This window comes from Mycolicibacterium cosmeticum (assembly GCF_000613185.1).
GTDB lineage: Bacteria > Actinomycetota > Actinomycetes > Mycobacteriales > Mycobacteriaceae > Mycobacterium > Mycobacterium cosmeticum.
In genome coordinates this window covers 628,497-644,694 of sequence record NZ_CCBB010000003.1, presented here as the reverse complement: position 1 = coordinate 644,694, position 16,198 = coordinate 628,497, and the positions used below count along the sequence as shown (strand labels likewise).

Below are 16,198 nucleotides of genomic sequence, written 5' to 3'. Positions count from 1 at the left end.
TCCGCGCCGGGACTACGGTTCATCGCGCGAAATAGCGCGATTCACCGCAGAAACCGTAGTGTCGGCGCGAAGAGGGCCCCCGAGACTGAGTCTCGGGGGCCCTCTTTCTTACGCGGTTACCGGTAGTCCGAGTATCCGTAATCGTCCAGCGGCACGGCAGCGCCGGTGCTCTGGCCGAAGTCCGGGCTGTAGTACTGATCCTCGTAGGACGGGATCGTGTACGCCGCAGCGCGGGCCTCTTCGGTCGGCTGAACCTGGATGTCGCGGTAGCGGGCGATGCCCGTACCGGCCGGGATCAACTTACCGATGATCACGTTCTCCTTCAGACCCTGCAGCTTGTCGCTGCGGCAGTTGATCGCCGCATCGGTCAGCACGCGGGTGGTCTCCTGGAACGACGCCGCCGACAGCCACGAATCGGTGGCCAGCGATGCCTTGGTGATACCCATCAGCACCGGACGTCCGGCCGCGGGCTCGCCGCCCTCGGCCACGACGCGACGGTTCTCGGTCTCGAACTCGGCGCGCTCGGTGAGCGAGCCGGGCAGGAACTCCGTGGCACCCGAGTCGATGATCGTGACGCGACGCAGCATCTGCCGGACGATGACCTCGATGTGCTTGTCGTGGATCGACACACCCTGGGCCCGGTAGACCTCCTGGACCTCCTTGACCAGGTGGATCTGCACCTCGCGCGGGCCCTGCACACGCAGCACCTCGTGCGGATCGGCAGCACCCTCCATCAGCTGCTGGCCCACGGTGACGTGGTCACCGTCGGAGAGCAGACGCTCGGAGCCGTCCTCGTGCTTGAACACCTTCAGCCGCTGGCGGCGGGTGAGCTTGTCGTAGACAACCTCTTCGCTGCCGTCGTCGGGAACGATGGTGATCTTGTAGAACTTGTCGGTCTCTTCGAGACGGACACGTCCGGCGACATCCGCGATGGGCGCCTTGTTGCGCGGCACGCGGGCCTCGAACAGTTCCTGCACACGGGGCAGACCACCGACGATGTCGGCGCCACCGGTGACACCACCCTGGTGGAAGGTACGCATGGTCAGCTGCGTACCGGGCTCACCGATGGACTGCGCGGCGACGATACCGACGGCCTCGCCGATGTCGACGAGCTTGCCGGTGGCCATCGAGCGGCCGTAGCACATGGCGCAGACACCGGTGCCGGTGGTGCAGGTCAGCACGGAGCGGACCTTCACCTCGGTGATGCCGGCCGCCAGCAGCGCGTCGATGGCCGGGTCGCCCAGGTCGTGACCGCGGGCGACGACGACGTTGCCGTCCGCGTCCACCGCATCGGTGGCCAGCGTGCGGGCGTACGCCGAGGTCTCGATGTGCTGATCGCGGACCAGGCTGCCGTCTTCCTGCTTCTCGGCGAGGGTGACGTTGATACCGCGCTCGGTCTCACAGTCGGTCTCACGCACGATGACGTCCTGCGACACGTCCACCAGACGACGGGTCAGGTAACCCGAGTCGGCGGTACGCAGCGCGGTGTCGGCCAGACCCTTACGGGCACCGTGGGTGTTGATGAAGTACTCCAGCACGGTCAGGCCCTCGCGGAACGAGGACTTGATCGGACGCGGGATGTACTCACCCTTCGGGTTGGTGACCAGACCCTTCATGCCCGCGAGCGTGCGGGTCTGGGTCAGGTTGCCCGTGGCGCCGGACTTCACGATCGTGATGATCGGGTTGTCCTCGGGGTAGTACGACTCGAGAGCCTTACCGACCTCTTCGGTGGCCTGCTGCCAGATCTTGACCAGTTCGCCGTTGCGCTCGTCGTGGTTGAGCTTGCCGCGCTGGTACTGCTTCTCGATCGAGTCGGCCTCGGCCTCGTAGCGCTCCAGGATCTCCTGCTTCTGCGGCGGCACGAGCACGTCGGCCATCGAGACCGTGACACCCGAGCGGGTGGCCCAGTAGAAGCCGGCGTCCTTGAGCTTGTCCACCGTCTGCGCGACGACGATCATCGGGTACCGCTCGGCCAGATCGTTGATGATCGAGGCCTGCGCCTTCTTGAACATCTGCGCGTTGACGAAGGGGTAGCCCTTCGGCAGCAGCTCGTTGAACAGCACCCGACCCAGCGTGGTCTCGGCGGTCCAGGCGTCGCCCGGCTTCCACCCCTCCGGGAACAGCTCGGCCTCCAGCGCGGCGGGCGGACGCTGCTGCGTCAGCCGCACCTTGATCTTGGCCCGCACGCTCAGCGCGCCACGGTCCAGCGCCATGATGGCCTCGGCCGGGCTGCTGTACACCCCGGTCTCCGGCTGATCCTTGGCGGCCGGCGTGTACTCGCCGGTGTCCCCCTCGACCTCGGTGGTCAGGAAGAACAGCCCGGTCACCATGTCCAGACGCGGCATGGCCAGCGGGCGGCCCGACGCCGGCGACAGGATGTTGTTCGAGGACAGCATCAGGATGCGGGCCTCGGCCTGCGCCTCGGCGCTCAGCGGCAGGTGGACTGCCATCTGGTCACCGTCGAAGTCGGCGTTGAACGCCTCACAGACCAGCGGGTGCAGCTGGATGGCCTTGCCTTCCACCAGCTGCGGCTCGAAGGCCTGGATACCGAGGCGGTGCAGGGTGGGTGCACGGTTGAGCAGCACCGGGTGCTCGGCGATGACCTCTTCGAGGACATCCCACACCTGGGGACGCTGCCGCTCGACCATCCGCTTGGCGCTCTTGATGTTCTGCGCGTGGTTCAGGTCGACCAGACGCTTCATCACGAACGGCTTGAACAGTTCCAGCGCCATCAGCTTGGGCAGACCGCACTGGTGCAGCTTCAGCTGCGGGCCGACCACGATGACCGAACGGCCCGAGTAGTCGACGCGCTTACCGAGCAGGTTCTGCCGGAACCGGCCCTGCTTGCCCTTGAGCAGATCGGACAGCGACTTGAGCGGACGGTTGCCCGGTCCGGTGACCGGACGGCCGCGGCGGCCGTTGTCGAACAGCGCGTCCACCGACTCCTGAAGCATGCGCTTCTCGTTGTTGACGATGATCTCGGGGGCACCGAGGTCGATCAGTCGCTTGAGCCGGTTGTTGCGGTTGATCACGCGGCGGTACAGGTCGTTCAGGTCGGAGGTGGCGAACCGGCCACCGTCGAGCTGAACCATCGGGCGCAGCTCCGGCGGGATCACCGGAACGGCGTCGAGCACCATGCCCATGGGCGAGTTGCCGGACTGCTGGAACGCGGCGACGACCTTCAGGCGCTTGAGGGCGCGCAGCTTCTTCTGGCCCTTGCCGTTCTTGATGGTCTCGCGCAGCGACTCGGCCTCGGCGTCGATGTCGAAGTTCTCGATCAGCTTCTTGATCGACTCCGCACCCATGGCACCGGTGAAGTACTCGCCGTAGCGGTCCTGCAGCTCGCGGTAGAGCACCTCGTCGACGATCAGCTGCTTGGGAGCCAGCTTGGTGAAGGTGGTCCAGATCTCGTCGAGCCGGTCCAGCTCGCGCTGGGCCCGGTCACGCAGCTGACGCATCTCGCGCTCGCCGCCGTCGCGCACCTTGCGGCGCACGTCGGACTTGGCACCCTCGGCCTCGAGTTCGGCCAGGTCGGCTTCGAGCTTCTGGGCCCGGGCCTCCAGGTCGGCGTCGCGCTGGTCCTCGACGGCCTTCTTCTCGACGACCATCTCGGCCTCGAGCGTGGACAGCTCGTTGTGCCGCATCTCGTTGTCGACGTCGGTGATGACGTAGGCCGCGAAGTAGATGATCTTCTCGAGATCCTTCGGGGCGAGATCCAGCAGGTAGCCCAGCCGGCTCGGCACACCCTTGAAGTACCAGATGTGCGTGACGGGCGCGGCCAGCTCGATGTGGCCCATCCGCTCACGGCGCACCTTGGCGCGGGTCACCTCGACGCCGCAGCGCTCACAGATGATGCCCTTGAAGCGGACGCGCTTGTACTTGCCGCAGTAGCACTCCCAGTCGCGAGTCGGTCCGAAGATCTTCTCGCAGAACAGGCCGTCCTTTTCCGGCTTCAAGGTGCGGTAGTTGATGGTCTCCGGCTTCTTGACCTCGCCGTAGGACCAGTTGCGGATGTCGTCCGCGGTCGCCAGACCGATGCGGAGTTCATCGAAGAAGTTGACGTCTAGCACGCAAACTCCCTTTCCCCTTGCGGGATAGATAGACCATTTAGCGCCCGTGGCTCCGCCACAATTAGGCCAAGTCTTCGACAGAGGCAGATTCGTTGCGCGACAGGTTGATTCCGAGGTTGGCAGCAGCACGCTCCAGATCCTCGTCATCGCCGTCCCGCATCTCGATTGCCGCGCCGTCCGAAGACAGCACCTCGACGTTCAGGCAGAGCGACTGCAGCTCCTTGAGAAGCACCTTGAACGACTCCGGGATACCGGGTTCGGGGATGTTCTCGCCCTTGACGATCGCCTCGTACACCTTCACGCGGCCCACCGTGTCGTCGGACTTGATGGTGAGCAGCTCCTGCAGCGTGTACGCCGCACCGTAGGCCTGCATGGCCCAGCACTCCATCTCACCGAAGCGCTGGCCACCGAACTGCGCCTTACCACCGAGCGGCTGCTGGGTGATCATCGAGTACGGGCCGGTGGAGCGCGCGTGGATCTTGTCGTCCACCAGGTGGTGCAGCTTGAGGATGTACATGTAGCCGACCGTCACCGGGTACGGGAACGGTTCGCCACTGCGTCCGTCGAACAGCCGCGCCTTGCCGTCGGCGTCGACCATGACCTCACCGTCGCGGTTCGGCAGCGTCGAGCCGAGCAGGCCCTGCAGCTCCGCCTCGCGGGCACCGTCGAACACCGGGGTGGACACGATGCTGTCGGCCGGCGCGGACAGCAGCTCCTCGGGGAGGTTGCCGGCCCACTCGGGCGACCCTTCGATGTTCCAGCCGGCCTTGGCCACCCACCCGAGGTGGGTTTCCAGGATCTGGCCGATGTTCATACGACGCGGCACACCGTGGGTGTTCAGGATGATGTCCACCGGGGTGCCGTCCGGCAGGAACGGCATGTCCTCGACGGGCAGGATCTTGCCGATGACGCCCTTGTTGCCGTGGCGTCCGGCGAGCTTGTCGCCGTCGGAGATCTTGCGCTTCTGGGCCACGTAGACGCGGACCAGCTCGTTGACGCCGGCGGGCAGCTCGTCGTCGTCCTCGCGGGAGAACACCCGGATGCCGATGACCTTGCCGGACTCACCGTGCGGCACCTTCAGCGAGGTGTCGCGGACCTCGCGGGCCTTCTCGCCGAAGATGGCACGCAGCAGGCGCTCCTCCGGGGTCAGCTCGGTCTCACCCTTCGGGGTGACCTTGCCGACCAGGATGTCGCCGTCGCGGACCTCGGCACCGATGCGGATGATGCCGCGCTCGTCGAGATCGGCCAGCACCTCGTCGGAGACGTTCGGGATGTCCCGGGTGATCTCCTCGGCGCCCAGCTTGGTGTCGCGCGCGTCGATCTCGTGCTCTTCGATGTGAATCGAGGTGAGCACGTCCTCTTCCACCAGGCGGTTGGAGAGGATGATCGCGTCCTCGTAGTTGTGGCCCTCCCACGGCATGATCGCCACGAGCAGGTTCTTGCCCAGGGCCATCTCACCGTTCTCGGTGCAGGGGCCGTCGGCGAGCACCTGGCCGACCTCCACCCGCTGCCCGTGATCCACGATCGGGCGCTGGTTGGCGCACGTGCCGTGGTTGGAGCGGTTGAACTTGCGCAACACGTAGCTGCGGCGGGTGCCGTCGTCGGCCATCACGGTGATGTAGTCGGCCGAGACCTCTTCCACCACGCCGGCCTTCTCGGCAACCACGACATCGCCGGCGTCGATCGCGGCGCGCAGCTCCATACCGGTACCGACCAGCGGGGCCTCGCTGCGCACCAGCGGAACGGCTTGGCGCTGCATGTTGGCACCCATCAGGGCGCGGTTGGCGTCGTCGTGCTCGAGGAACGGGATCATCGCCGTCGCGACCGACACCATCTGGCGCGGCGAGACGTCCATGTAGTCCACCTCGGTAGCGGAGACGAACTCGACCTCGCCACCCTTACGACGGACGAGGATCTTGTCCTCGGTGAACCGGCCGTTGTCGTCGATCGGCGAGTTGGCCTGCGCCACGACGTGGCGGTCCTCCTCGTCGGCCGTCAGGTAGTCGATCTGGTCGGTGATGACACCGTCGACCACCTTGCGGTACGGGGTCTCGATGAAACCGAACGGGTTCACCCGCGCGTACACCGACAGCGAACCGATCAGGCCGATGTTCGGGCCTTCCGGGGTCTCGATCGGGCACATGCGGCCGTAGTGCGACGAGTGCACGTCCCGGACCTCGAGGCCGGCGCGCTCACGGGACAGACCGCCGGGGCCCAGCGCCGACAGGCGGCGCTTGTGGGTCAGGCCCGACAGCGGGTTGTTCTGGTCCATGAACTGCGACAGCTGCGACGTCCCGAAGAACTCCTTGATCGCCGCCACGACGGGGCGGATATTGATCAGGGTCTGCGGCGTGATCGCCTCGACGTCCTGCGTGGTCATGCGCTCACGCACGACACGCTCCATGCGGGACAGGCCGACCCGGATCTGGTTCTGGATCAGCTCGCCGACAGTGCGCAGACGACGGTTACCGAAGTGGTCGATGTCGTCGACCTCGACGGGGACCTCGACGCCGTCGGGCGCGGTCATCGTGGTCTGGCCCTCGTGCAGGCGCACCAGGTACTCGATGGTGGCCGCGATGTCCTCGGGGGTCAGCGTCGAGTTGGTGATCGGCTGTCCGGCGTTCAGGCCCAGCTTCTTGTTCACCTTGTACCGGCCGACGCGGGCCAGGTCGTAGCGCTTCTCCTTGAAGAACAGGTTCTCCAGCAGGGTCTGCGCGGACTCCTTGGTCGGCGGCTCGCCCGGGCGCAGCTTGCGGTAGATGTCCAGCAGCGCCTCGTCGGTGCCGGCGGTGTTGTCCTTCTCCAGCGTGCCCATCATGATCTCGGAGAAGCCGAAGCGCTCCACGATCTGCTCGTTGGTCCAGCCGAGCGCCTTGAGCAGCACGGTGACCGGCTGCCGACGCTTGCGGTCGATGCGGACACCGACGGTGTCGCGCTTGTCGACGTCGAACTCCAGCCAGGCGCCGCGGCCCGGGATGACCTTGACGCTGTGCAGGTCCTTCTCGGTGGCCTTGTCGATGGTCTGGTCGAAGTACACGCCGGGCGAGCGGACCAGCTGGCTGACCACGACGCGCTCGGTGCCGTTGATGATGAAGGTGCCCTTGTCGGTCATCATCGGGAAGTCACCCATGAAGACCGTCTGGCTCTTGATCTCGCCGGTGTTGTTGTTGATGAACTCGGCCGTGACGAACAGCGGGGCCGCGTACGTCATGTCCTTGTCTTTGCACTCGTCGACGGGTGCCTTCACCTCGTCGAAGCGCGGATCGGAGAAGCTCAGCGACATCGAGCCGGAGAAGTCCTCGATCGGGGACAGCTCGGCGAGGACCTCTTCGAGGCCACCCACCGGGTTGACGTCACCACGCTCGACGGCCTTGGCACGCCACTGCTCGGAGCCGACCAACCACTCGAAAGAATCGATCTGAACGTCAAGCAGCCCCGGGACCTCAAGTGGTTCCCGGAGCTTCGCGAATGAAATTCGGTTAGGCGCTCCCGGTACGGAGTTAGAAATAGCGGACTTGCTCTGGCGAGAGACTGCCAAGATGCACCCTTCCAGCACCTCATGCGACGTTTCCGGGAGCGGACGGTGCCGTTCCGAAGTGCCGCGATATCTGCGTCGGTTCGGCTGGCGTTCTCACAGTCCGAACCTCGGACGCACGGCACGCGACCAGATCACTGAGCAGGGCTCAGGCTAGGTACACGATGTCAGGTGCAAATGAGGGGTGGGCAGGATGCAGCCAGCGCAACGTCCAACGATAGCGCATGGACGTCGTTCGCGCCAGTACGGCATTCCTCAACCACCGCGTGTGATATCGGTGGGGCGCTGGCTGGCGTCCGCAATCCGTGTACACATGCTGCCCAACAGACTGGCCCGTTTAGGCGCTTCCGTCAAGACTTCACACGCGGTTTGCTGTGCACTTTTGGATAGTAGTGGTCCCCACCGACACGAGCGCGCCCAAGACAGCCGTGATGAAGATCACATCTTGGGCGCGCCGCCGGGAAACCGGGATCGCGGGGCTTACTGCTCGGTGGCCCGCGGGATGGAGGCCGTCGGGAAGTCCTCGTTCGCGGCGGCCGCCGGCGCGCCGTGGTGGGTGTGCTCCTCGGCGAACTCGTGCACCTTGTACTTGTGCGTGCCCTCCAGGTCGTCGAGGATCGCGGCCTGAGCGGCTTGGGGCAGGGTGTGCAGGATCTCGCGCACCCGGGCCTGCCGGCGGGCCACACCCTGGCGCTCGGGCATCCCCGGGGTCGCGGTCAGCTGCGGCGGCACACCCTCGATCTCCTCCACACCACCGTCGTGCTGACCGGCCTCCAGCATCGCCTGCTCGGCCGCCGCGGTGGCCTCGTCCTTCTCCTCCGACATGCCGATCGGACCGATACGCCGACCGTTGAGGAACTGCTTGACCACCGGCTCCTCCGAGGTCAACAACACCTCACGCGGCCCGAACATCACCAGGTGCTTGCGGAACAGCATGCCGATGTTGTCCGGCACCGTACGGGCGATGTTGATGTTGTGCGTCACGATCAGCACGGTCGCGTCGATCTGGGCGTTGATGTCGATGAGCAGCTGGCTCAGGTACGCCGTACGCACCGGGTCCAGACCCGAGTCCGGCTCGTCGCACAGGATGATCTGCGGGTCCAGCACCAGCGCCCGGGCCAGGCCGGCACGCTTGCGCATACCACCGGAGATCTCACCGGGGAACTTGTGCCCGTCGTTGGGCATACCCACCAGTTCGAGCTTCTCCATCACGATCTTGCGGATCTCGGACTCGGACTTCTTGGTGTGCTCGCGCAGCGGGAACGCGGTGTTGTCATAGATGTTCATCGACCCGAACAGCGCACCGTCCTGGAACAGCACACCGAACAGGGTGCGAATCTCGTAGAGCTCCTTGGCCGAGCACTCCAAGATGTTGGTCCCGTCGATGACGATCGAACCCTTCTCCGGGCGCAGCAGACCGATCAGCGACTTCAGGAACACCGACTTACCGGTACCGGACGGGCCCAGCAACACACTGACCTCGCCGGCGGGAATCGACATCGTGACGTCTTCCCAGATCTTCGACGACCCGAACGATTTGCTCAGCCCGGTCACGTCGATTTGGACGCCCATACGATTTCCTTCCGCTTACGGCTCACCGCGCCACCTGCCTACCCCCGCCTGTGGCTTGAGTCACTGTAGCGCACGTGGGATTTCAGCAACACGGAAGTCACCGCCGACGACGGCGTTCACCAACGACAAAGGGCCGGGTCGTTTCCGACCCGGCCCCTCGACGAACCGAAACTACTTGACGGTGACCGTCGCGCCGGCGGCCTCGAGCTTGGCCTTGGCGTCGTCGGCGGCCTCCTTGGTGACCTTCTCCAGCAGCGGCTTGGGAGCGCCGTCGACCAGGTCCTTGGCTTCCTTCAGGCCCAGGCCGGAAACGATCTCGCGGACGACCTTGATGACGCCGATCTTCTTGTCGCCGGCACCCTCGAGGATGACGTCGAACTCGGACTGCTCCTCGGCGGCCTCGGCGGCAGCGCCACCGGCGGCGGGGGCAGCCGCAACGGCGACCGGGGCGGCGGCGGTGACGTCGAAGGTCTCCTCGAACACCTTCACGAACTCAGAGAGCTCGAGCAGGGTCAGTTCCTTGAAGGCGTCGATCAGTTCTTCGGTGGACAGCTTTGCCATGGTGATTCCTTATCTATCTCTTGTTGGTGGTTGGTCTCAGGCGGCGTCGGTGTTTTCCGAGCCGGCCTTCTTCTCTTGCAGAGCTGCGGCCAGGCGGGCGACCTGGGACGCGGGCGCCACGAACAGCGCCGCGGCCTGGGACTGCTTCGCCTTGAGGGCGCCGGCGACGCGCGACAGCAGCACCTCGCGCGACTCCAGGTCGGCGATCCGCTCGACCTCGGACACGGACAGCGCCTTGCCGTCCATGTAGCCGCCCTTGATGACGAGCGCCTTGTTGTCCTTGGCGAACTTCTTGATCGCCTTCGCGGCGTCGACGGGCTCGCCGTTGATGAACGCGATGGCGGTCGGGCCGGCGAACAGATCGTCGAGACCCTCGATGCCGGCCTCCGACGCCGCACGCTTCACCAAGGTGTTCTTGGCGACGGTGTACGACGCGCCGGCGCCCAGCGACCTGCGCAGCTCGGCAAGGTTGGACACCGTCAGGCCGCGGTACTCGGTGACGACGGTGGCCGTCGCCTCCTTGAACTTCTCGGCGATGTCGGCGACCGCGGTGGCCTTGTCAGCTTTGGCCATGCTTGCCTCCTCGTGATGGTTGGGATGTCCACCAACCGGTGATCACGAAGGCCGGAAATCACGAACGCCCCGACGCAGGACAGGTCGGGGCGCGCAGAAAAATACTGTTACCTCGTCCTCCTGCGTGGGCCGCCGGGATAACCCGGACCTTCAACCGATTGCCGAGCTACTTGCTCTTCTCGCAAGCGCTCATCGGTGACCGACGGTCTTCGGTGGAACCGCACAAGAGTAGCCGATGCCCCCGTGATCGGCCAAAACGGCGTCAGGCCCGGGACAGCGCGGCCGCCCCCACCAGCCCCGCGTCGCCACCGAGGGCGGCGGGCACCACCTGCAGGTCCCGGATGAACGACAGGCCGGCATAGGTGCGCAACGCCGCGCGCAACGGATCGAACAGCAGCGCGCCCGACTTGGCCACCCCGCCACCGATCACGACGCGGTCCAGGTCGCAGGTCGCCGCCACCCCGGCGATCATCATCGCCACACCCGCCGCACCGCGGCGGTACGCCTCGATGGCGACCGGGTCACCGGAGGCCGCGGCCTCGGCCAGTTGTCTGGCGTCGGCACCGGGCGGACCCGCCCAGCCGTTGGCGCGGGCCCAGCGCACCAGATGCGGGCCGGCGGCGACGGTCTCGACGCAACCCCGGCCACCGCAGGTGCACGGCACCCCGTCGGCCTCGACGACGACGTGACCGACATGGCCGGCGTTGCCGGTGCGTCCGTCATACGGCGCACCGTCGAGCACCAGTCCCCCGCCGATACCGGTCGAGACCACCATGCCCAGCAGGAAGGCCGCGCCCGCCCCGGCCCCGCGCCACTGCTCACCGAGCGCCATGCACAGCCCGTCACCACCGAGCCGCACCGGACCGCCGGTGAGCCGCCGGGTCCGCTCGACGATCGGAAACCCTTGCCAGGCAGCGATATTGATCGGACTGACGGTGCCTTCGGCCAGGTCGACGGGTCCGGCCGAGCTGATGCCGGTGGCCGTCACGGTGTCACCGGCCCGGCCTAGCGCCTGCCGGATCAGGTCTGCCGCGGTGGCCCACACCGTGTCGGCGTCGCCGGCCGGGGTGGGCCGCTGGTCGCGGTGGGTCAGGATGCCGTCGCCGTCGACGAGGCCGACGGCGATCTTGGTGCCGCCGACGTCGACGGCCAGGGTGAGAGTCATCGGATGCCCCTATCTGTCAGTGCCGGGGGGTCAGTGCCGGTGGGTGTTGTCCGGCTGGCGGGGATCGCCGGGGTGCTCGTATCCGGGTGCCAGCCGCACCAGGTCGGCGACCTGCCCGTCCAGCCAGCGCCGGAAGGTGGCGCGCCGCGCGGCGCCGCGCAGATGGTCGGTGACCGCCGGCCGCGCCCGGGCCAGCGGGATGGCTGCCCGGCGCGGACCGAACCGCCCCGGATTGCGGGCGTGATAGGCCGCCACGTCCGCGTCGGTGACATCGACGGCGGCGGTGACGCGGGCGAACACCGCGCGGGCATGCGGGCCCTCCAGGACCGCCGCGGCGATGCTGCCGATCTCCAGCCGGGCGGCGGCGTCGGGCAACACCTCGTGCAAGGCGGGCGGATCGGCACCGCCGGGCTGGGCCGCCACCACCCGCTCGGCGACCAGTAACTGGGTCAGCCAGCGCCGCAGTTGCCTGCCCTCGCTGGTCCCCTGGCGGGGCAGGGCGGAGCCGAACTGCCCTGCCCGCAGGCGCTTTTCGCGTTCGTCGACCTCGGTTTCGGCAATCGGGTAGCCGGCCACCCAGGCCACCGTCGTCACGGCAGCACCTCCACCGCGACCGCCGGTGAATACACCAGCCGGCCCGCGCAGGCCAGCCGGATCAGCGCCCACCACCGGCCCGGCTGCACCCAGGGCGGCGGCGTCACGTCGAAATCCAGCCGCAGCGTTGCCCGCGCCGGCACTTCGGCACCGGTAACCGCCGGCCCCAGCCACTCCCAGGTGCCCCACGGACTGATCAGGTGCGCTTCGACGGCCAGGTCGGCATGCGCGTCGGTGCCGACCGTGACCGACAACCGGGCCCGCTCCCCGGCCCGCACCCGCACGTCTTCCGGCCCGGCGAGCAACCGCAGCACCTCGGCATCGGCCGGCGCACCGACCGACACCAGGCACACGTCCTCGACCACCTGATGCCATGCCGCGGGCAGCCCGCGACCGGCGGCGGCCAGTTCGGCACGGATCGGGTACACCCCGGGCAGACAGTCCGGCGGCCGGGTCACCGCGACCTCGGTGTCCAGGTGCTCCCCCGGCGGCAGCACGAAGGACAACTGACCCGGCTCGGCCGTCCAGCCCGGCGGGAGCACCAGCCGGACCCGGCCGTGCAGGGCGGTGTCGGTGCAATCGCTGGCCGCCGTGAGCCGAAGCCGCACAACCGGATCCGTCGCCGTCACGTGGCTGGGATGCAGGTGCGCCACCACCGGCAGGCCACCCAGGGGTGCCGGGCCCCGGTTGTGCAGCCAGTACCGGGCATAGAGCGGCTGCGCGTCCTCGGCGTCCGGGGCCAGCTGCTGATGGTCGGCGTTGGCGATCCGGATTCCGTCGAGCCGGCCGCGCAGAGTGGCGATCTGATAACCGTGCAGCGCCGTCGTCGTCGCACCGGCCGGACGTTCCAGCAGGTCCGCGGCGGTCAGCGGCGAGACGCTGCAGATGCCGGACCGTACCACGAATTCTGCTCTGCGACCGTGTGTTTCGACCAACCGCAGGGTGATCGAAGCGGGGTCCACCGGCTCGGCGGATCCGCGTGCGAACGGATTGCCCGCGGCTTTGAGCGCGCCGAGGGTGACCCGGCCGCCGGACGAATCGACATCGAGGAGCGCACCGTGTGCGGGTAGGCCGTCGGCGCCGGCGCGCCGGTTGGCGACGGCGATGAGCGGATGCGAGAACTCGGCGCTGCGCTGCGGGATATCGGCGTCGCGCCAGTCCCCCTCGCCGGCGATGACGGCGTAGTCGAAGGTGTGCGACCAGTGCTGGAGTTGGAAGTTGGACCCGTCCGGGGCGGTGCGCCGGGGTGGGTCGATCCACGTGCCCGACGGCCAGCCGGTGCACGACCGCATCAGCGAGGTGTGCAGGGTGCCGTCGGGATCGACGGCGAATCCCGGCACCCCGCGATTGGCCAAGGCCACCGTCACCGATTCGAACGGTGTCAGCCCGGCCGGGGCGTCCTGGGGCACCGAGACCTCCGCGTCGGCGAGATCGGCGACCAGCGCGTCGAGTCCGCCGGCGACGATCAGCACCGGCAGGCTGCGAACCCCGCGCAGGTCGGCGCCGGGCACCCACACCTGGGCGAGTTCGGACGTCGCGGGCACCCAGACCCGGGCGGTGCCGGTGGCCGCCAGTTGCCGCTCCAGTTCCCGGCGGTGCTCGGGCGCGGTGGCCAGCACCGCCGCGGTGAAGGTGTTCTCGTCCGGGCCGCCGACGGCGATCCGGGCGTCGGGCAGGTTGGAGTCCACCGACAGGTCCCCGTAGCGTGGCCGGCCTGCCGCGCTGCAGGTGGCCGTGACCCCGGCGCGCACCAGGGCGACCATCAGGTCTCGGGTGTCGAATTGGTCGTCCGGCGTGACGACTTCGGCCACCGACACCGCCCGGACCCCCGCCCCGACGCGCACCCGCAGCATCGAGGACAGCCCGAACCAGCCGTAGGCGGGGTTGTCCAGGGTGGACGGGTGCTGCGCGGCATCCACCGCGTGCCGTTCACCGTGCCGATGCAGCAGGCCGAAGCCGCGCCCGATCACCGCGTCACCGACCTCGCTGACCGGCATGGCCCCGGGCACCGGGCAGGGCCAGCGCAACCGCAGCAGCCGGTCGGCGCCGGTGAATTCGTGTATCTCGGTACGGCATTCGATGCGGGAGATACCGCGCCACAGCGTGATGGTCTGGGTGTAGCGCAACAGGTCACCGATGCGGCCGCGAACGGTCAACCGCTCGCCGAGCCGGCTTCGGCAGGCCTGCACGTCCGCGGGATGGGCCGACGAGCAGACCACCGGGCCCTTCGGCAACAGATGCCAAGGCCCTTCCCCGGCCGTGGGATGCGCCGAGTACTCGTCATAGACGGCCAGTTCGTTGCCCACCCGGCCGGCCGCGATCAGCTCACGGCCGGCGGCGAGCACCGAACACACGGCGCCGCCCCGCTGCGGGTCGACCCGGACCCGGTAGTGTTCGTTGCCGATCTGGTTGCCGCCCAACGGTTCCCAGGCCGATCCCGAGGTCTCGTCGTCCAGCCGGTAGGAACACCAGCCGAGGGATCCGACGTCGGCGGCCAACCAGCTCACGGTGTGCCCGTCGGCCACCGACGGCACCACCTCGCCCTGCTGGTCGCGCACCACGCCGCGAAACGGTTGCTCGAGGTGGGCGGTCACCACATCGGATCGGTGGTGCGCCAGCGGATTCCACACCACCATCGGTGCCCCCACCGCGGTGCTGAGCAGGGCCAGCGCGTTGTCGCGGGCGGCGCGGCCCAACTCCCAGGCGTCGCGCCAGCCGGTGAGCAGATCCAGATACACCTGGTCGGATTCCGAGCCGGTGATCGCGTCGTGGTGCGCCCCGTAGGCCAGTTGCACCCACGCCTTCTCCAACGCCGCCTGCGGATAGCTGGCCCCGCAGAGCAATCCGGCGAACACCGCGAACCGCTCGGCCTCCAGCACCGCGTTCTCGGCGGCCCGGTTGGCCTGCTTGGTGTCGATGTAGGAGACGTCCTTGCCGGTGTAGATCGGGTTCATGTCCCGGGTCTGCACCTGGGCACGTTGGGAGGCATGTTCGAGCTCGGCGCGCACCGCGGCGAAGAACTCCTTGGGCAGCGCGCACACGAACCGCGGCCAGGTGTAGCGGGCGTTCCAGTCGCGGTGGATCTCGGTGACCCACTTGTTCGGCGGCGTGTAATCGGTGCCGACGGGCAGCAGCACGTTGCGGGTCAACGCCACCGCCTTCAACCGGGTGAACAACTCGAAGGTCTGCCGCTGCGCCTCGGCGAGGGTGGCCGCCGAGTCCATCCACCACCCCGCGGCATAGTGCGCGGGCATGTAGTGGGTGAGCAGCCCCCGGCCGGACGGCGCCGTCCACTCGAATTCGCTGGCGAACTGCATGCGTTCCGGGTCACCGTGCTCGGCCATCGGCCCCCACTGGTGGTGCGGCCCGCGGGCCCACGAACTCGACGTCAGCCCCGCCTCGGCGGCCATCCCCGGAAACTGCGGATCGTGACCGAACACGTCCAGCTGCCAGGCGGTCGCGGGATCGGCACCGAGGACGTCGCGCTGAAACCCCATGCCCGCGACGAAGTTCCGGATCGCGGTTTCCGGGCTGGTGAGATTGGTGTTGGGTTCGTTGTAGGTGCCGCCCATGATCTCGATCCGGCCTTCGGCGATGAGGCGGCGCAGGTCGGCGCGTTCCTCGGGATGGGTGTCCCAGAACGGCTTGAGATAGTCGACCTCGGCGAGCACGAACTTGTACTCGGGATTCCGCCGGGCCATCTCCAGGTGTGCGGTCACCAACGCGAAACCGTTGGTCTGCCGGCACGCACCCGGCGGATCCTCGGTCCACAGGCTGGTGTAGGCCGCCTGGGTGTTCCACCAGACCGGGTCGTAGTGGAAATGGCTGATCATGTGCATGGTCCAGCCGGGCTCGGCGACGACGAAGGTGAACGGCAGGCCGGCGGCGCGGGCCTGCCGGCGCTGCCCCGGCACCGAATCGGCCACGTGCACCGGGATCTCGCAGGTGCCGTCGGCGGCCGGCCCCTCGCCGCGCAGTCCGTCGCCCTCGATGCGGATCACCGAACCGGCGCCGCCCCGACAGGTGACACGCACGACCTGCAGCGGCGCGTCGGCAGGCCCGACGAACAGTTCGGTGGACTCGGCCGCGACCGGGCTGCAGTGCTCCTCATGTCCGCGGCGCATGATC

General features: G+C 68.0%; 8 protein-coding genes. All 8 read right to left on the bottom strand.

Annotated features, from left to right (window positions below):
* Positions 1–116: 116 nt before the first annotated feature.
* Positions 117–4,070 carry a DNA-directed RNA polymerase subunit beta' gene (locus BN977_RS22185; protein ID WP_024454157.1) on the bottom strand — a complete coding sequence of 1,318 codons (3,954 nt, stop codon included), beginning with the start codon at positions 4,068–4,070 and terminating at the stop codon, positions 117–119.
* 61 nt (positions 4,071–4,131) lie between these two features.
* Positions 4,132–7,626 carry a DNA-directed RNA polymerase subunit beta gene (rpoB, locus tag BN977_RS22180; RefSeq protein ID WP_024454156.1) on the bottom strand — a complete coding sequence of 1,165 codons (3,495 nt, stop codon included), beginning with the start codon at positions 7,624–7,626 and terminating at the stop codon, positions 4,132–4,134.
* A gap of 459 nt (positions 7,627–8,085) precedes the next feature.
* Positions 8,086–9,177 (bottom strand): ABC transporter ATP-binding protein, encoded by a 1,092-nt coding sequence (locus BN977_RS22175; RefSeq protein WP_024454155.1) that lies wholly within the window; start codon positions 9,175–9,177, stop codon positions 8,086–8,088.
* Positions 9,178–9,348: 171 nt separating this feature from the next.
* Positions 9,349–9,738: a 50S ribosomal protein L7/L12 gene (rplL, locus tag BN977_RS22170; protein ID WP_024454154.1), complete on the bottom strand. Its 390-nt coding sequence runs from the start codon at positions 9,736–9,738 to the stop codon at positions 9,349–9,351.
* A gap of 36 nt (positions 9,739–9,774) precedes the next feature.
* Entirely contained in the window at positions 9,775–10,311 is a 537-nt protein-coding gene (rplJ, locus tag BN977_RS22165; RefSeq protein ID WP_024454153.1) for a 50S ribosomal protein L10, read from the bottom strand.
* Between the two features lie 262 nt (positions 10,312–10,573).
* Positions 10,574–11,476, bottom strand: coding sequence for an ROK family protein (locus tag BN977_RS22160; RefSeq protein WP_036401542.1), 903 nt, complete (start codon positions 11,474–11,476; stop codon positions 10,574–10,576).
* 30 nt (positions 11,477–11,506) lie between these two features.
* Complete coding sequence (locus BN977_RS22155; RefSeq protein ID WP_036401541.1) at positions 11,507–12,070, bottom strand: DUF7158 domain-containing protein; 564 nt, start codon at positions 12,068–12,070, stop codon at positions 11,507–11,509.
* Positions 12,067–16,194, bottom strand: coding sequence for a glycoside hydrolase family 38 N-terminal domain-containing protein (locus tag BN977_RS22150; protein WP_051561803.1), 4,128 nt, complete (start codon positions 16,192–16,194; stop codon positions 12,067–12,069). The genes BN977_RS22155 and BN977_RS22150 overlap by 4 nt, the downstream gene beginning before the upstream one ends.
* Between the last annotated feature and the right edge of the window lie 4 nt (positions 16,195–16,198).